15 protein-coding genes are annotated in these 17022 nt (G+C 70.6%); 9 read left to right on the forward strand and 6 right to left on the reverse strand.

The window, feature by feature from the left end; translation table 11 throughout:
* The first annotated feature begins 243 nt into the window (after window positions 1–243).
* On the forward strand, window positions 244–1050 hold the full coding sequence (locus ABGB16_RS31025) for an SAM-dependent methyltransferase (protein WP_347671631.1): 807 nt from the start codon (window positions 244–246) through the stop codon (window positions 1048–1050).
* Window positions 1047–2849 carry a bifunctional diguanylate cyclase/phosphodiesterase gene (locus ABGB16_RS31030; RefSeq protein WP_347671632.1) on the forward strand — a complete coding sequence of 601 codons (1803 nt, stop codon included), beginning with the start codon at window positions 1047–1049 and terminating at the stop codon, window positions 2847–2849. Before ABGB16_RS31025 ends, ABGB16_RS31030 begins: the two co-directional genes overlap by 4 nt.
* Before the next feature lie 400 nt (window positions 2850–3249).
* Here ABGB16_RS31030 and ABGB16_RS31035 read toward each other — a convergent pair whose 3' ends face one another.
* From ABGB16_RS31035 to ABGB16_RS31045, 3 genes are read right to left on the reverse strand one after another with little or no spacing between them, the layout of a single operon-like run.
* Entirely contained in the window at window positions 3250–3942 is a 693-nt protein-coding gene (locus ABGB16_RS31035) for a GntR family transcriptional regulator (protein ID WP_347671633.1), read from the reverse strand.
* A gap of 30 nt (window positions 3943–3972) precedes the next feature.
* Complete coding sequence (locus ABGB16_RS31040; RefSeq protein ID WP_347671634.1) at window positions 3973–4773, reverse strand: putative N-acetylmannosamine-6-phosphate 2-epimerase; 801 nt, start codon at window positions 4771–4773, stop codon at window positions 3973–3975.
* Entirely contained in the window at window positions 4700–5626 is a 927-nt protein-coding gene (locus tag ABGB16_RS31045; RefSeq protein WP_347671635.1) for a BadF/BadG/BcrA/BcrD ATPase family protein, read from the reverse strand. The genes ABGB16_RS31040 and ABGB16_RS31045 overlap by 74 nt, the downstream gene beginning before the upstream one ends.
* 1567 nt (window positions 5627–7193) lie before the next feature.
* Here ABGB16_RS31045 and ABGB16_RS31050 point away from each other — a divergent pair.
* Entirely contained in the window at window positions 7194–7901 is a 708-nt protein-coding gene (locus ABGB16_RS31050) for a hypothetical protein (RefSeq protein WP_347671636.1), read from the forward strand.
* A gap of 332 nt (window positions 7902–8233) precedes the next feature.
* Here the strand turns inward: ABGB16_RS31050 and ltrA are convergent, their stop codons facing one another.
* The gene (ltrA, locus tag ABGB16_RS31055; RefSeq protein ID WP_347671637.1) at window positions 8234–9511 is read right to left on the reverse strand and encodes a group II intron reverse transcriptase/maturase; all 1278 of its coding nucleotides are present in this window, start codon (window positions 9509–9511) and stop codon (window positions 8234–8236) included.
* Window positions 9512–10498: 987 nt separating this feature from the next.
* Here ltrA and ABGB16_RS31060 point away from each other — a divergent pair.
* Genes ABGB16_RS31060 through ABGB16_RS31075 form a run of 4 tightly spaced genes read left to right on the forward strand, consistent with a single transcriptional unit; the run spans window position 10499 to window position 14272 of the window.
* Complete coding sequence (locus ABGB16_RS31060; RefSeq protein WP_347671638.1) at window positions 10499–11521, forward strand: ABC transporter substrate-binding protein; 1023 nt, start codon at window positions 10499–10501, stop codon at window positions 11519–11521.
* On the forward strand, window positions 11518–12321 hold the full coding sequence (locus tag ABGB16_RS31065; protein WP_347671639.1) for a class I SAM-dependent methyltransferase: 804 nt from the start codon (window positions 11518–11520) through the stop codon (window positions 12319–12321). The genes ABGB16_RS31060 and ABGB16_RS31065 overlap by 4 nt, the downstream gene beginning before the upstream one ends.
* Window positions 12318–13424, forward strand: a complete 1107-nt coding sequence (locus ABGB16_RS31070; protein WP_347671640.1) for an iron chelate uptake ABC transporter family permease subunit — start codon at window positions 12318–12320, stop codon at window positions 13422–13424. Before ABGB16_RS31065 ends, ABGB16_RS31070 begins: the two co-directional genes overlap by 4 nt.
* Window positions 13421–14272: an ABC transporter ATP-binding protein gene (locus ABGB16_RS31075; protein WP_347671641.1), complete on the forward strand. Its 852-nt coding sequence runs from the start codon at window positions 13421–13423 to the stop codon at window positions 14270–14272. Before ABGB16_RS31070 ends, ABGB16_RS31075 begins: the two co-directional genes overlap by 4 nt.
* A 46-nt stretch (window positions 14273–14318) precedes the next feature.
* Here the strand turns inward: ABGB16_RS31075 and ABGB16_RS31080 are convergent, their stop codons facing one another.
* Entirely contained in the window at window positions 14319–14999 is a 681-nt protein-coding gene (locus ABGB16_RS31080; RefSeq protein ID WP_347671642.1) for a hypothetical protein, read from the reverse strand.
* On the reverse strand, window positions 14996–15436 hold the full coding sequence (locus ABGB16_RS31085; RefSeq protein ID WP_347671643.1) for a hypothetical protein: 441 nt from the start codon (window positions 15434–15436) through the stop codon (window positions 14996–14998). Before ABGB16_RS31085 ends, ABGB16_RS31080 begins: the two co-directional genes overlap by 4 nt.
* A gap of 18 nt (window positions 15437–15454) precedes the next feature.
* Here ABGB16_RS31085 and ABGB16_RS31090 point away from each other — a divergent pair, with 18 nt between their 5' ends.
* Together ABGB16_RS31090 and ABGB16_RS31095 are read left to right on the forward strand one after the other, a co-directional pair.
* On the forward strand, window positions 15455–15775 hold the full coding sequence (locus tag ABGB16_RS31090) for a zinc-binding dehydrogenase (RefSeq protein WP_347671644.1): 321 nt from the start codon (window positions 15455–15457) through the stop codon (window positions 15773–15775).
* A 297-nt stretch (window positions 15776–16072) separates the two neighbouring features.
* Complete coding sequence (locus tag ABGB16_RS31095; RefSeq protein ID WP_347671645.1) at window positions 16073–16843, forward strand: hypothetical protein; 771 nt, start codon at window positions 16073–16075, stop codon at window positions 16841–16843.
* The last annotated feature ends 179 nt before the right edge of the window (window positions 16844–17022 follow it).

Consider the following 17022-nt stretch of genomic DNA (forward strand, 5'->3'; position numbering starts at 1 on the left):
TTTAGTCGCCTTTGCTCGTACCGGAGGCCCTTCCTCATGTCACGCCGCCACGCCGGCGCGATCACCGCAGTCGACCTTTGCCGCGCGCCCAGCGATGCCCTGAAACCCTTATTTACCAGGCTCTTAGGGTTGAGCCCGCGATCGGTCCGATGGGCGTACGCGGGACACGTTTGTTGTTGCTCGCGGCCCTGGGCCGGGCCCCGTCGTGGCGAAAAGCGCGGGGGCTTGACGAGGAGGGCAGCGATGGAGCGGCCGGACTGGGCGCCCGAAGGTATAGACCTCAGCAAGCCCAGCGTCGCGCGCGCCTACGACTACTGGTTGGGTGGCTCCCACAACTTCGCGATCGACCGGGAGTTCGCTCGGCAGGCCATCGCGGCGGTGCCGGACCTGCGACTGGTGGCGCGGGCGAACCGGGAGTTCCTGCACCGCGCGGTCCGCTTCATGATCGACATGGGGATCCGTCAGTTCCTGGACATCGGCTCGGGCATCCCGACCGTGGGTAACGTGCACGAGATCGCCCAGACGATCGTGCCGGACGCACGCGTGGTCTATGTGGACATCGATCCGGTGGCGGTGGCACACAGCGAGCAGATTCTGTCCGACAACGAGTTCGCCGCCGCAATCCACGAGGATCTGCGCCGGCCGGAGGTCATCCTCGACCATCCGGCGACGCGGGCTCTGCTGGACCTGAACCAGCCGGTGGGACTGCTCCTGGCGTCGGTCGTACACGCGATTCCCGACGAGGACGATCCGTACGGGATCCTGAACCGGTTGCGCACGGCGCTCTGCCCGGGCAGCTACGTGGCCATCAGCCACGTTACGACCGACAGCCGCCCCCAGGAGATGGGTGAGGGGGCGCGGCTGAGCGGCCGGACCACCACACCGGTCACGGCCCGTACCCGGGCCCAGGTCGAGCGGTTCTTCGACGGGCTCGAACTCGTGGAACCCGGCGTGGTGTGGTCACCGCTGTGGCGCCCGGAATCTCCCGAGGATGTCGGGGACCATCCGGAGCGAATGAGTTTCTATGTAGGAGTTGGGCGTACGGCGTGACAGGCCACCCCGATGCGGGCTCGCTCGCCGGCCGGCACCGTCACGGCCTGGACACGTTCGCGAAGGCGTGGGCGAAGGCGCTGCACCGGGCGCACTACGTGCCGATCAGCTCCGCCGAGCGGTACCGGATCGTCAGCGCGCTGGCCGAACGGCTCGTCGGCGGCCTGTTCGCCGAGCCGCCCGACCCCACCTGCGGGTTCGGCGTCGGGGAGGATCTCGTCGCCGCCGGGTTCGCGTCTCCAGACGCGTTGGGCCGTACCATCGCGGTCCTGAACACCCGACTCGCGGCCGACCTCGGGCTGCCCGCCGACGTCGCGATGTGCGAACGGCTGACCGCGCTGTTGGAAGGACTGGCGGCCGGGTTCACGGCCGCGGTGCACGACCGCAGCCTGGACGCCCAGGACGCCGTCCGCCTGGCCGCGTTGGCCGCGCAGGCACGCGCCGAGCAGGCGCTACGGGCCAACGAGGCCCGGTTTCGGCATCTCGCCACCCACGACGCGTGGACCGACCTGCCCAACCGGACGCTGTTCGTGGAACAGTTGGACCGCGTCTTCACCACCGGGCCGCCGTCGAGGCGGGTGGGCATGTGCTGCATCAACCTGGACGAGTTCGCCACGGTCAACGACGTCCTCGGCCACGACGTGGGCGACCGGCTGCTGGCGGCGACCGCCGACCGGCTGCGCGCCCTCGCCGAACCCTCGGGCCACCTGGTCGCCCGCTTCGACAGCGACCAATTCGCGATCCTGATCGAGGACACCACCTGCGCCGAGGACGCCGTCAAGGTCGCCGATCGCGCGCTGACCGTGCTGGCCGAACCGTTCCACTTCGACAACACCGAGATACCCATCACCGCCAGTGCCGGAGTCGCGGAGCAGTCCGTCGGGTCCGGCGACACCGCCGAACTGATCCGCGCCACACAGATCGCGCTGCACTGGGCGAAGGCCGACGGCAAGGCCAGGTGGATGCTGTTCGAGCACGAGCGTAGCGCCGCCGATGCCGAGCGTTACCGGCTGTCCGCAGCCATGCCGGCGGCTCTGCGCAACGGTGAGTTCGCCCTCGCGTACCAGCCGCTGGTCGACCTGCGCGACGGTCACATCACCGGCGTCGAGGCGCTGGCCCGCTGGCACCACCCGCGCCTCGGCATGCTGGGCGCCGGGCAGTTCATCGAACTGGCGGAGCATACCGGGCTGATCGTGCCGCTCGGGCGCCGCCTGCTGGAGCAGGCATGCCGGCAGGCAAGCGCCTGGCAGCAGGACGGGTACGGCCTCTACGTCAACGTCAACATCGCGGTCCGGCAACTCCACCAGACCGGGCTGGTGGCGTCCGTCGCCCAGATCCTCGACCGGACCGGCCTGGCGCCGTACCGGCTCCAACTAGAGGTCACCGAGCACGCGGTCATCGAACTGACAGACCAGATCCGCGCCACCCTCGCCGCTCTGGTCGAACTCGGTGTGCGGATCGTGATCGACGACTTCGGCACCGGGTACGCCAACCTGGCCAACCTGCGCGCCCTGCCGTTGCACGGGCTCAAGCTCGATGCCAGCTTCGCCCGGCCCGCGCCACGGATCGGGAACCCGCCACCGCCAGCCGTGCGCCGGCCGGACGACGCGGCCTTCCTGGCCACCGTCGTCGCCCTGGGCCACACCCTGGGGCTCACCGTCACCGCCGAAGGCATCGAGACCGCCAGCCGGGCCCGGCGAATGCGCGCCGCCGGCTGCGACACCGGCCAGGGCTGGTACTTCGGCCGGCCGGTACCGCCGGGCGAGATCACCCGACGTGTCGCCGCCCAGCGACGCTGACCGCCAGCCCGGTAGGCCCTGACGGCCCGCCGGTGGCGCTGACAGCCAGGCCGGTGCCCCTGACGGTGCCGCTGCCGCCATGTGCTCCGTCCGTAGCCCGCGCACTGGTCCAGACGGCCCGCTTGCCCGCGTGCCGCAGCGCCGACCACACCCCCCGCCGCGCAGGCCGCACCGCCCGGTCGGAAATCTGGTCGATCGTGGGATGGCTGTCCACGGTCACGGCAGAACTCCTCGTTCGGGGTGCGACGGCACCGGCCTTACCGGCGCCGGCCCGTGTCCGCCTGCAGCCGGGACGCGATGATCCACGGCCCGACTGCATCGTCCAGAGCGTCGGCGTCGACACCAGCCGGGATCCGCCGGAACCCTGCCGCTTTCGGGGAGCCGCCGGTCTTCTGAACGCCTAGCTCGCACCGACGATGAGCTCGTAGCGGTCGCCGCGGTAGATGGAGATGGTGTCCTCGACGATCAGGCCGTCGGTCTGTTTGCTGCTCGACTTGGCCTTGATGCAGGGGATGGCTTGCGGGTCGATGCCGAGCAGCTTGGCCTCCTCGGCGCTGGCCATGACTGCGGTGATCCTCAGCTCGACGCGCGACAGCTCGACGTCGAACCGCTTCCGGAGCAGCTCGTAGAGCGAGCCCTCGAGGTTGAGGCCAAGGATGCCCGGGAACTGGGCGGCCCGCAGCACCGAGTATTCGAGGCAGAGCGGGGTGCCGTCGCCGAAGCGCAGCCGGGTCAGGCTGATGACCTGCTCGCCCTCCTCGATCTCCAGCCGTTCGGCGACCTCTTTGTCGGCCCGGTTGAGGCCGGCCGAGAGGACCTCCGTGCGGGCGGACATCCCGGCGGCGCGCATCGACTCGGTGAAGGAGGCGAGCACGAACTTCGAGACCGTGGGCTGGGCCACGAAGGTGCCCCGGCCGCGGATGCCGATGACGCGCTTAGCGTCGATCAGGACCTGCAGCGCGCGGCGTACGGTCATCGTCGAAACGTCGAAGTCCTTGGCGAGTTGCTGTTCGCTCGGCAGCCGCTCCCCGGGGGTCATGTCGGCGATCCGCTGGGACAGGTCTTGCAACACGGCTTCGTACTTCGCGGGCATGGCCTCTCCGGTCAGGTCTTCAAATATTCCTCAGACTAGTCGCCGTGTGCCCACGAGCGATTCACGGAACTCGTTTGCGGCCCGGACCAAGTCGCCGGCGAGCGCGTACGCATCGGTGACCGCCCGGCCGACCACTACGACGGCCGCGCCGGCCCCGAACGCGGCGACGATGTCGCCGGGCGTCGCGAATCGGCCCTCCGCGATGACCGGCAGGCCCCAGTTCGCCTCGGCCAGCCGCCGGATGACGGCAATATTGGGCCCGCCCGGCCGTACGTCCTCGGCGCTCGCCGGAACCAGGGTGGTGCCGAGGTAGTCCACGCCCGCGTCAACGGCGCCCTTGGCCTCCTCGGAGCCGGACAGGTCGGCCATCACCTTCAACCCGCGCCTCTTGGCGTGGGCGACCACCTCGGCCAGGGTCTCACCACCGGGCCGGGGTCGCGGCGTGGCATCCAACGCGACCAGTTCGGCGCCCGCGTCTGCCACCGTGTCGACGTCGGCCTTGGTGGGAGTGATGTAGACGTCGCTGCCCGCGTACCAGTGCTTGCGGATGCCGATGACAGGCAGCGAGCAGACCGCCCGGATGGCGGCGATGTCCGCTCCGCCTTCCGCGCGGATGCCGATGGCGCCTGCCTTCTGCGCCGCGAGGGCCAGCCGCGCCATGACGTGACTGTCGCGCAGTGGGCTCATCTCGGGTGCCTGGCAGGAGATGACGACGCCGTGGGCCCCCGGCTCGTTGAACGGCATGCTGCTGCCCCCTTCATCCATGGTGATATTCGGCAACCAGGGCCGATTCGTGTAGCGCTTTGCCGGCGCCGGGCAGGTGGCGTGCACCGTCCAGCGCCGTGCCTTGCGGGGCGACCCGGCACGCCTGCGGGAACCTCTGTGCCACGGCCGTCGACAGGGCCGGTTCCAGCAGGTCACCGGCCTCGGCTATCCGACCGGTCAGCGACCAGGTCAGTTCCGGGCCGAGGTTCGCACCATCGGCCGCCGCGCATACCGCGTTCGCGATGTGTGCGGCCGCAGCGCGCCAGACGCCGCGGGCGATCTCGTCGCCCGCTCGGGCCGCCGTCGCGACCTCGACCGCGAAGGAGGCGACGACGGCGATCGGTGCTGCGGCGCCGGCTACTTTTCCGGGTACGTCGTCCACGTCGCCGAATTGCTCGCGCAGCCGGTCAAGGAGTGCCGAGGAGCCGCCCGTACGCCCGTCGCGCGCGGAGAGTGCGGCGATGATGCCCTCCCGGCCGATCCAGAAGCCCGCGCCTTTGTCGCCGATCAGCGGGCCGACGCCGTCGACGCGGGCGACCCCTTGGCTTCCGGCGCCCAGGGCCACGAGACCGGTGCCGACAGCGGCGAGCACGCCCGGCTCGCCGGCGAAGGCGCCCAGGTGCGAGGTGACCGCGTCGTCCGCGAGGTAGAGGTGGCGTACGCCGGCGGTCGCGTGCAGCCGGGCGCCGAGTTTCTCCAGCGGCGGGATGCGGCCGTGCAGGCCCGTGCTGCCGCCGGCGGCCGTGTCGAAGGCGTCCACCGGCGAGCGCAAGGCCGCATATTCAATAACTCGGGCAATGCGCCCTTCTGGGCTGGCACCCGCCGAAAAGCCCTCGGTTTCGCCTTCCCAGAGCACCTTCTCGGAGTCCGAAACCCGGGCGCGGGAACGCGTCTGCCCCACGTCGAACGACAACTGCATCCTCCGCATCACCCCCTTTCGCCAGCCAGTATGCGGTGCTGCCGTGCGGCCCTCTAGGGTACACATAAAACCCTAGGGTTGAGTCCGTCGAGTGGATGAGGAGCCTGCGAATGGGCAAGGGATCGATTACACGCCGGCGCCTGACGCGCCTTGCCGGGGGCAAACTTGGGCGCGTTTGCGCTCTTTAATCCAACCACTTGATCCGATAGAGTGCTGGCTTTGACACCCAGCGTAACCAATTCGGGGAAGGTGACGGTCGGATGAGTCGGCGCGGCAGGCGACTGGCGCGGGCCGCGCTGCGCCTCGGGCTCGTCCTCGGCGGCGTGGTCTGCGCGTGGGGCGCCCACGAGGTGGCCACGACCACCGCCGCGCGCGCCGCCGACGCTCCACCCGCGACCGCCGTCGGTGCCACCAGCCCTGCCAACGGCCTGCTGCCGACCGGCCTCACCCCCGTCCTCACGGCCATCCTCGGGCCAACAGAGCACCGGCCCGAACCGTCGGCCGGCGAGCCGGGCAAAGCGGCGGAGCCCAGCGGGACGGCCAGCTCGCCGCGCACCACGTTTCCGTCGCGCCCAAGCGGATGCGACGACCCCGCCGCTGGGGCAAGACCCCAGCGCGGGCCAGCGCCGGCCCATACGCCCACACGTCTCAGAACGCCGCGTGTGCCGGCGGCGCCAGAGGTGACCGCGCCGGTCACCAAGCCGGTCCGCGACCAAGTCCTCGCCCCGACGGTCGCCGCTATCAGGCCCGCGGCCGACCCGCTCCTCGGCGCCCTGGGAGGCGTCCTCGCTCCGGTGTCACCCGTCCTCAACCCGATCGTGGCCGGCCTCGGCCCCGTGCTGGAGGGCCTCGACCCGGTACTCCGGCCGCTCGAACCGGCGCTCGACGTGCTCGACCCGGTGCTCACACCGCTGGCTCCCGCGCCGCCTCCGCCGGGCGGACCCGACGTGCCGATCGCCCCGGCGCCGGCAGCTCCGGCCCTGCCGGCGGTCCCCACCATGCCAGTCCCGGCAACACCCGGGCCAGCAGCCCCCGCCGCCACCCGAGTCCTCAGCGAGACGACCTTGGCGGCGGCCCAGGAACACAGGGCCGCGGCAAGCCGAGCAAAAGCCGCCGGCCATGGCGCCGGTCCGGTCCGGCCGGACGTCGCCCCCGCCCTTGCCCCGTTCCCGCCAGCCGCCGACAGCAGCGGCCCGGCATCCTCCGGCACCACCCACGCAGGGGCCGCCGCCATCACACCATCAAGCTGGGCGCCACCCCTCCTGGTCGGGCAGCTGAGCCTCCCGACCGGTTCCGGCCACCCGCCGTCGCGGTCGCCCCGTCCGGGGAACAGACCCGCCTGAGCGCAGGCTGTCAGACCCGCACGCCCACAGCCGGAACAGCTCCGGCTACTCGGCGAGCCGCCGGCTGATTCACCGCCTGCGGCCAGCAGCAACGCCAGGGCGCCAGCCCGACCCGCCGTGCGCCGCCCTCGTCGCCAACCACGGTGACGCCGCCCGCCCCAGTCGGAATCGCGGCTGCCGCGTGCGTAGCCCTACCGGACCTCACCTGAACCAGGACTCCCGCCATGAGCCTCACCCTGCCCGTCGACCGCGCCCGCTGGTGCGACATCGACCTGGTCGTCAGCCTCGTGACCGCCACCGTATCCCCCACCCCGCTCGGCGCCTGGCTCGTTCCCGACGAGCGGCAACGACCCGTCATCCTCGCCGGCGTGGCCCGCATGTGGATCGAACACGCCATGCTGTTCGGCGACGCGTTCCTGCTCCGCGACGGCACCGCCGCCACCGTCTGGTTCCACCGCTACCGCCCCATCCCGCCCCCTCCCGGCTACGGAAGACACCTCGCCGAGACCTGCGGGCACCACGCCCCACGGTTCTCCCTGCTCGACCAAACCCTCGCCGCACGCCGCCCCGTCGAAGCCCACAACCACCTGGCCTTCCTCGCCGTGCCGCCCGGACCGCGCCGCGCCGAACGGGCCGAGTCCGTCCTGGCCGCCAGCCACCAGTGCATGGACAACCTCAGCCTCCCGACGTACGCCGAAGCCAGCTCCGGAACGCACCGCGACCTCTACCACCGGCACGGCTACACCGACCGCGACCGGTTCCCCCGCCCCGACGGCGCCACCGTCTACTCCCTGTGGCGGCTGGCACCATTCCCAACCACTCCGCCACCCAACGCCTACCGCTACACGCGACAGCCGCCGAAGCCATCAAGGAACAACCGAACTCCCGGACGGGCGCCGTCGCGACAGGCCCCCGACGGCCCCACGATGTGAACACCAGCCGTGCGGGCGAGCAAGAACGTGCTGCATGGCCTTGTTCGTAGGCCAGCGGGCCAGGAAGGTGACCTGCTTGGTCCCGGTCCGCGCCCACGCGCGCACCAATCGGTGGCGAGAGCCGAGGAAGTCCACGCCCTCCCCACCGACCTCCAGATGCACGATGCGGGTCTTCGCCGCCTTGGGTGCCAGCCCAAGGTCGGCCAGCAGCTCCGTCAACCGCCCGAGGGCGGCTTCGGCCTGCTGCCGGGACGCGCACCTCACGATCGGGAGAGTCGGCGGGGGGAATCTCACCCCCCGCCGCTCGTAGAACCCGGCGGGAGCCTCTCAGCTCACCGGGCTCCCATCGTCCAGCCGTCAGGTTTGAGGCCGATGCGCCAGTGGGCGAACAGTCGTGGGGACCTTCGGGAGGCTTCCGCCAGCAGCTGTCGCACCCGCGTTTCGCGTCGGCGTAGCCGTTTGTACTTGCGCATGGCCCAGCGCACCAGGTGTTCGTTGATGCGCCGTAGGAGGGGATACAACATGGACTTGTAGAAGCGCCCGTAGTAGTTGATCCAGCCTTGCACGATGCTGTTGAACATGCGTGCCAGGTCGCCGAGGGACTTGTCACTGCGGCGGGCGATGTGCCAGGAACGGATCTCCCGACCCATCGCCTTGATCGCGTCCTTGCTGACCGCGGGTAGGAAGTTCACGAAGTTCTTCCCCCACTTGTTACGGGCCAGCCGAGGCCGAAACGTGTACCCCAGGAACGTGAACGACGTGACCTCATGATCGCCACGCCGGTCGGCGTCCTTGCAGTAGACGATGCGCGTCTTGTCCGGGTGTAGCTCCAGACCGACCTGCGCCAATCGTTGAGCGAGGGCGTCCCGCACCTGGCGGGCCTGTTCCTCGCTGCCGCAGTGAATCACCGCATCGTCGCAATACCGCTCGAACGTGACCGTCGGGAACTCCCGGACCAGCCACATGTCGAACGCATAGTGCAGATACAGGTTCGCCAACACCGGTGAGATCGCCGACCCTTGCGGAGTACCACGATCCCGGGCAACCAGACTGCCATCCTGTCGCTGCATCGGGGCTTTCAGCCACCGTCTGACATACAGCAGGATCCACGTCTGGTCGGTGTGCCGCTCAACCGCCTTGAGCATGAGGGAATGGTCGACGCTATCGAAGAACACCCGAATGTCAAGATCGACAACCCAGTCGTTCCGCCAGCACCGTTCCCGGCACCTACCCACCGCGTCCAACGCCGACCGCCCCGGCCGATAGCCATAGGAATCCGGATGAAACACACGCTCCACCTCCGGCTCCAGATACATGGCCGCCACAGTCTGGGCGATTCGATCATCCACAGTGGGCACACCGAGGACACGGACACCCGCTCCCCCAGCCTTCGGAATCTCCACGGCCTTCACCGGCGGCGGGAAGTAACTACCCGACGACAGCCGATTCCACAGCCTGTACAGGTTGTTTTGCAAGTCCTGTTCATACTGCACGATCGTCTGCCCGTCGACGCCCGCCGCGCCCTTGTTGGCCTTGACCCTCTCGTACGCCTCCCAGACCACCCGCTTGGATATCGCAAACGGCTTGACCTGTGACTTTGATTCGCTCACCTGGCTCCTCCCAGGAACTCTGGTTGACCACCAAACGAACCCGGACGACCCGCCCCCTTCGCTCCAGCCCCATTACAGGGCCTTCACCGCTACTACGAGGCGGTCCGCCACTGTGCGCCGCATCGGTACTCTGCCCCTCGCAGTTTCAGCTGCTTGGGGTCCTCCCTTACGCCGGCCGCGTCAACACGCACGCCGGCCTCATCGGCGCGACAGCTTCCCACGTTCCACACCAGCGCCTGATCCGAGCTCACGCCGCCTCTATGCCGGACAACCGCCTGGCCAGCACGGGCAGGCCCCCGCCAGGCTCATCCCGGGGCAACAACTGGACCCCGGTTTCGGTCATCGTCGATACGCTTACGACACTTCCTCAGCGGTTCACTCACGTTCGTCTTCTCGGATCCCACCTGACACCTCACCTGGCGCCTTTTCCGCGAGCTCACCACCACGGCTCTTTACCGCAGCAGTTCGCGGTGGTTTGCGACCTCCCCCTGCGCGGGCGATCGCGGAGGGCCCAACCTCCATCACCGGTGCAGCACCGCATCCAAGACCTCCGCCTTCTACATCGGAGCTCCCTTCAGCGCTCGTGGCGCACCGTCGTCGGCATAACGGACCAGAACCCCACACCATCACCGCCGCCGACGCCCTACCCGACGACCTCCACGACGCCCTCGAAGCCATCACCCGGCCCAGCCGACGTGCGCACTAACGTGAGCCAAGTCGGGTCAGCATGCCGACGTCCCCCCGGCCGCTGCCGCCACACCCAACCACACCCGGGAGGACACATGCCCACACGCACACCCGCCAACGCCCACCGGCAGCTGACCCGCCTCGGCGCGACGGCCGTCGCCCTGGCGACCGGCACCGCAAGCCTCGGCTGCGCTGGTTCGCTCGCGGGCCACCGCGCCCGTGCCGTTCGCAAGGTGCTTCCGTGCACGTCGGTCCCCCACCTGCGGATTCCTCGACGAGCCATTGCTACTCTTCCCGGTCATGAAAACGGTTTTTATTACCGCTGGGCTGTGTGTGGTGCTGGCCGCCACCGGCTGTTCCGGTAGCGAGGCCGCCACACCGAGCGGTCCGACCGGTCCGGCCAGCCCGGTCCAGCTGACCAACTGCGGGCTTCCCCTCGGCATCGGCGCGCCGCCCAAGCGTTCGATAGCGCTGGAACAGAACGCCACCGAGATCATGCTCAGCCTCGGTCTCGCCGACCGGATGGTCGGCACCAGCTACCAGACCGACCCGGTGCTGCCCCAGTTGCGGTCGGCGTACGAACAGGTGCCGGTACTGGCCAAGCTGTACCCGTCGCGAGAAGCGGTCCGAGCGGCGAACCCGGACTTTGTCTACTCGACCTACTCGTCCGCATACGCCCCGGACGCCGCCGGCTCCCGCGCCGACCTGGTCAAGCTCGGCGTGCCCGCGTACCTCTCCCCATTCGCCTGCGAGAACGCGGCGGACGCGATCCCGACGGTGAGCTTCGACAGGATCTTCAGCGAGATCCGCGACATCGCGACCGTCTTCGGCGTACCGGAGCGGGGTGAGAAGCTGATCCGCGAACAGCAGGGCCGGCTGGACACCGCCGGGCAGCGGGTCCACACGGCTGTGCCGAGCACTACCGGACAATCGGGCGCAGGCCCCTCCCTGCTCTGGTACTACTCCGGCACCACCACTCCGTACGTGGCCGGGCACGGAGGCGTACCGGACGCGGTCAGCTCGCTTCTCGGAGCTCGCAACGCGTTCACCGACGTCAGCCAGAAGTGGCCCGCCGGTAACTGGGAGGAGATCGCCAGACGCAACCCGGACGTGATCGTGGTGGCCGACCTGACCCGGGGCGGCGACGGCGACAGCGCCCAGTCGAAGATCGACTTTCTGCGCCGCAACCCGGTGACGTCCAAGCTGGACGCGGTGGTCGGCGGACGGGTCATCACGGTGTCCGGATCGTCGATGGATCCGTCGATCCGCAGCGTCGAGGCGGCCGAACTGGTCGCCGCGGGCCTCCGCGGGTTCGTCCGATGACCGCGCGGGATATCGCCGACGCCGGCGCGCGGGCCGCCGGGGCGCTGGACCAGGCGGCCGCTCGGCGCCTGCTCCAGCTCTGGGACGACCAGCAGTCCGCGTACGTGGCCCACCGTGACCTGCGGTTCGAGGCGATGTTCGACGTGCTGCGGCTGCACTGCCCGGACGACCTGACGATCCTGGACCTGGCCTGCGGTCCCGGCGCGATCAGCGACCGGGTACTGGCCGGCTTCCCGCAGGCCGCCGCTGTCGCGGTCGACTACGACCCGATGCTGCTGACGGTGGCCCAGGGTGCGCTCGATCGGTACGGCTCCCGGGCCGAGGTGCGCGACGTGGACCTGGCGACCGAGGACTGGGAGAAGGCGCTGGCCGGGAGGAGGATCGACGCCGTACTCAGCTCGACCGCGCTGCACTGGCTCTCACCGGTACAGCTGCTGCGCGTCTACACCGCCGCCGCTCGGCTGCTGCCGGCCGGTGGTGTGCTGCTGAACGCGGACCACCTCCGGTACGACGGGTCGGCTCCCACGCTGAGCGACATCGCCCGCCGGCACGACGAGCGAGTGCAAGAGGAGACGTTCGCCGCCGGCGCGCTCAGCTACTCCGCCTGGTACGCCGAGGCGGCCCGTCATCCGGAACTGGCGGGGCTGGCCGCCGAGCGGGAACGGCGGTTCGCCGACCGGCCGCCGCAGGCCCTGGCCCCGCTGGAGTTCCACCTCGCGGCACTGCGTACGGCCGGCTTCGCCGAGGTCGGCACCGTCTGGCAGTACTTCGACGACTACGTGGTGTTCGCCCGCCGATGAGCCCACCGGTCGCACCATCCCTCGCCCCGGCACCCGATTCCGGTGCCGGGGCGAGGCGAGCCTCGTTCACCCCTGCCGGCACCTGGCGGCCGGGTGGCCGGTACGTCCTGCCGCTGGCCGTGTTCCTGCTGCTCACCAGCATCGCGGCAGCGGTCGCCGTGGGCTCGGCCGATCTCTCCGCCGCCGACGTACTGCGTTCCGTGGGCACCCATCTGGGCCTGCCGGCCCGCCCGCTGCTGCCGCTGCCGGACAGCATCGTGTGGGACCTGCGGCTGCCCCGGGTGCTGCTGGCCGCGTTGGTCGGTGCCGGCTTGGCCGTGTGCGGCGCGGTGCTGCAGGCGCTGACCCGTAACCCGCTGGCCGACCCGTTCCTGCTCGGCATCTCCTCCGGCGCCTCCACCGGCGCCGTGGCGGTGCTGGTGCTCGGAATCCACGTCGGCGCGGGCCCCGTCGGCCTGACCACCGGCGCGTTCGCCGGCAGCCTGGCCGCGTTCGGCGCGGTGCTGCTGCTGGCCGGTCGACGAGCCGTCGAGCCGACCCGCATCGTGCTCGCCGGGGTGGCCGTCTCACAGCTGTTCAGTGCGGTGACCAGCCTGATCGTGATCTCCGACGCGCACACCCAGGACACCCGCGGCGTGACGTTCTGGCTGCTCGGTTCGCTGACCGCGGCCTCATGGCCGGCGGTGGCGCTGTGCGCCGTGGTGACCGGCGTTGGCCTGCTGGTCTGTTGGGCCGCCGCGACGGCGCTGGACGCCTTCGCGTTCGGCACCGACACCGCACGATCGCTCGGCTTCTCCACCGGGCGAACCCGGCTGCTGCTGTTCGGCGTCACCGCGTTGGTGGCGGCCACGCTGGTCGCGGCGAGCGGGGCGATCGGGTTCGTCGGATTGACGGTGCCGCACGCGGTACGGTTCATGATCGGTTCCGGGCACCGCACGCTGCTACCCGCCTGCGCGGTCACCGGCGCGACCTTCCTGATCTGGGCGGACACCGCGGCGCGGACCGTGTTCTCGCCGCAGGAACTGCCGGTGGGTGTGCTCACCGCAGTGCTCGGCGTGCCGGTGTTCGCCCTGGTCATGCTGCGCCGGACGGCTACGCCGTGACCGGCTGGGACGCCACCGGCGGCGGGCGGGCAACCCGAGACGGCCGGGACGGCGGCCCGCACGTCGCGGGCCCGCGTCCGGCTCTGCTGCGCGCGGACCAGATCGGATGGGGCGTAGCCGGCGTGCGGATTCTGGCCGAGGTGGCGCTCACCGCCGAACCGGGTGCCACGGTCGGACTGCTCGGGCCGAACGGCTCAGGCAAGTCGAGCCTGCTGCGGCTGCTGGCCGGGCTGGCGCGACCCGACTCCGGGCTGGTGCTCCTCGACGACGTCGCGTTGAGCACGCTGTCTCGGCGCGCACTGTCCCGGCGGATCGCGGTGGTCACCCAGCAGGCGGTCACCGACGTGGAGATGTCCGCCCTGGAGGTGGTCCTGTTGGGCCGAATCCCGTACCGCCCACGTCTCGCCGGTGTCGCCGCTGCCGATGTGGCCCTGGCCCGGCACGCGCTCGCCGAGGCCGGTCTGGCCGGGTTCGAGCAGCGGCGCTGGTCCACCCTGTCCGGTGGGGAGCGGCAGCGAGTGGACCTGGCCCGCGCCCTGGTTCAGGAGCCGGACCTGCTGCTGCTCGACGAGCCGACGAACCACCTGGACATCCGGCACCAGCTGGACCTGTTGCAGTTCCTCTCGGAGTCGGCGACCACCGTCGTGGTGACCCTGCACGATCTCAACCTGGCCGCACAGTACTGCGACCGGCTGGTGCTGTTGCACGCCGGCCGAGTGGCCGCGGCGGGTGCGCCCGCCGAAGTGCTCACCGCAGACCGGATCGCGCAGGCCTACCGGGTACGGGCGGACGTCGACACGGCGGCTGACGGCCGGCCCCGGGTCCGCTACCGCCGGCCCGGCTCCTGATCCGTCCCAGGCTGTCGTAGGTTGCTGCATATGAGAACGGCCTGGCTCACGTTTCCGCAGGCCAGGCCGTTCTGGTTCCGTTGCCCACGGTCATCCCGGAGACCAGCAGCGCGTCGCAGCCGTCGAGGAGCACGGTCGCGTCGGGCCGGCACGGCTCGCCCCACTCGGTGCTTCCGCCGACCCGGTCGCAGGGCAGGTAGCGCAGCCCCCGTTCACGCAGCGCGGCGAGCAGCGAGTTGACCACCCCGACGACCAGCACCGTCGCGCCCGGATCGGCTGGGAGGAGATCCACCACAGCCGCCGCCCGCGCTGTCGACTTGGCCAGTGACGAGCCGCCGGGCAGCAGCACCGGTTCCGCGCCGGCCTCGGCATGCGGCCGAGCCGCCATCAAATACGCGTCCAGCGCGGCCACCCGGACCGGGGTGAGCGAGTGGGTGAGCAGGTCGGCGACGGTGACGCCGACGCAGTCGTACGCCACCTCGTCAGGCAGTTCGCCCGGCTCCACGGCGCAGGAGCCGACGGCTGCCCCGACGCGCAGACTCAGCACGTGGTTGCGGTACACCCGGCCCCGGCCGCCATGCCGAGCGCCCTGCCGGGTGACGAACCCGACGCTGACCGCCGACCGCGCCGGATCGGGTCCGAGCCGCCCGGCCAGCACCGCGGCCACCAGCTCGTCCACCGACCGGTACGCCCCCGTCCCAAACGGGGCGATAGCCGGGGCGGTCACGCGGGGGCCCCGGCCAGCTCGTCGTCGTACTGAACGCAGAGGCCGGAGACCAGCTCCTCGGCAACGGCGAGCGCCCCGGTGCCGGTGGTGTCCACGGTGGCCACGTGCCCGAGGTAGCTGTTGTTGTTACTGGCGTCGCCGGTGCGGTGCCCGACGGGCTTCACCGCGTAGTCCACGACTCGGGGGTCCTCGGTGAGCCGGTCGACGCCGGTGAACCCGGTAACGGTGCCGGCCCGGGGCGGCAGTAGGAAGGCGATGGCGGCACTGCGCACCCCGGTGTCGGTGGGGGTGAGAGCCGGCTGCTCGCCGAGAGCCAGCTGCGCGTAGGCCATCGGCAGGTCGATGCCGGTGACCCGACGGATCAGTTCGGTGATCTGGTTGCCGGCGGGTCGGGGGTTGATCTCGATCACCCGAGGGCCGGCCGGGGTCAGCCGCAACTCGGTGTGGGCGACCCCATGGTCGAGCCCGACGGCGACAGACGGCTTTCCTTCGCGACCAGCCCGCCGCGGGCCGCCGCCCTGCTGCCGCTGGTCCGCCCGGGCGGTGTCCGCGTCTCCGCCACCGTCCCGATCGAGCCGGCCACCGGTGTCCCGGTGACGGTGGTGCACTTTGTGGCGCGCAACGACGCCGGCCAGCTCACCGCCCTGGTGGAGCTCGTCGATACCGGCGCGGTCCGCGTCGAGGTCGCCGCGTGCCACCCACTCGCCGACCTGCCGTCGGTGCATCGCGACGCCGAGGCTGGCCGTACCCGTGGCAAGATCGTGCTGGTTCCCTGACGGCCACGGCGCTCCGTGCCGGTGCCCCGCGCTTGACGAAACAGCGGCGGTCCTCGCCCGGTTGGCAGAGCTCTTCGAACACGAGAACAGCACCGTGTTCAACGCGGTGGTGCCGCCGGAAAGCGTCAAGCGGAACGTCAAGGCACTCGCGCGCCGCCGGCCCAGTAGCCCGCTTGCTCTTCGCGCCGTCAGCCACCGACTCGTACGGCACCTGACCGGGGTGTCGAATATCGGCACGAACGCCGACCGGGTCGGGCAGGCCTGTCCCGTGGGGCGTCGATCGATAACCTCATGCCCGTGCCGCCCCGTTCCTCCCACGGACGGCGTCGCCGCGCCTGGACCGGCCTGCTCGCCGCCCTGGCCACGGTCACCTCGACAGCCGCCCTGGGCTTCGCCACGAATCTCGCCAGCAGCGAGTCGATCCTGTCCGCCGCCTGGGCGCGGCGGCCCGTGCCCGTGCTCGTCCTCTTCGGGGTGTCGCTGGCCGCGGTGCTCGGATTCACGCTCAGCCCGGTGACTTACCCTCAGCGAGGCCGTCCTTACAGTGCCCTCCACATGACCGATGACCTCGGCCAGGGCAATGAGTACCTCAGGCGAATTGCGGAAGCCGTAGAACGTATCGCCGACAAGGTCGCCGGTCCAGCCGCCGTCCAAGAGCCGAACGCCTTACCGACATACCCCATCATCGACTCCGACGACGCACATCCCGAGAGTGAAAGGCCCGAGCCGCATATCCAGCGCTGGGCCAATCAGCTGTACTACGCCGTGTGCACCTACTGCCCGGCAGACCCCGGCCAGGTCGCCGATCCGTGTGACCGGTCTACCTGGCTGGAGTACGAGGAATCCTCCTATGACCTGGACGAGCAGCGGGCTGCGTTGACACGTCACCTCGCCCACCATCGGAAGCAGGCAGATCCGACAGCAGCGTTACCGATCTGGACGTGGTCCGATCACGGGTGTCCCCGCTGCCAGGCGCCCTCCGAGCACAAGTGCCGCACCAGATCCGGCCGGCCGAGCACCGCGGTTCACGCCGCACGGCGGCAAGATCGCTCGCGCGAATACTGGTAGCCGATTCGCCGCTGTGACGCCGGGCATGGGTCAGCGACTGCCTCGACATCCGTAAGAGCCTGGTAAATAAGGGTTTCAGGGCATCGCTGGGCGCGCGGCAAAGGTCGACTGCGGTGATCGCGCCGGCGTGGCGGCGTGACATGAGGAAGGGCCTCCGGTACGAGCAAAGGCGACTAAAC

The sequence above is a fragment of the Micromonospora sp. B11E3 genome, from assembly GCF_039871625.1.
GTDB lineage: Bacteria > Actinomycetota > Actinomycetes > Mycobacteriales > Micromonosporaceae > Micromonospora.

Bases quoted from the DNA above. Each gene is read 5' to 3' on its own strand.
- ABGB16_RS31035 (WP_347671633.1), bottom strand. From the start codon at position 3,942: ATGCCCGCGAAGTACGAAGCCGTGTTGCAAGACCTGTCCCAGCGGATC.
- ABGB16_RS31070 (WP_347671640.1), top strand. From the start codon at position 12,318: ATGAGCCCACCGGTCGCACCATCCCTCGCCCCGGCACCCGATTCCGGT.
- ABGB16_RS31045 (WP_347671635.1), bottom strand. From the start codon at position 5,626: ATGCAGTTGTCGTTCGACGTGGGGCAGACGCGTTCCCGCGCCCGGGTT.
- ABGB16_RS31065 (WP_347671639.1), top strand. From the start codon at position 11,518: ATGACCGCGCGGGATATCGCCGACGCCGGCGCGCGGGCCGCCGGGGCG.
- ABGB16_RS31050 (WP_347671636.1), top strand. From the start codon at position 7,194: ATGAGCCTCACCCTGCCCGTCGACCGCGCCCGCTGGTGCGACATCGAC.
- ABGB16_RS31090 (WP_347671644.1), top strand. From the start codon at position 15,455: ATGGTCGAGCCCGACGGCGACAGACGGCTTTCCTTCGCGACCAGCCCG.
- ABGB16_RS31060 (WP_347671638.1), top strand. From the start codon at position 10,499: ATGAAAACGGTTTTTATTACCGCTGGGCTGTGTGTGGTGCTGGCCGCC.
- ABGB16_RS31025 (WP_347671631.1), top strand. From the start codon at position 244: ATGGAGCGGCCGGACTGGGCGCCCGAAGGTATAGACCTCAGCAAGCCC.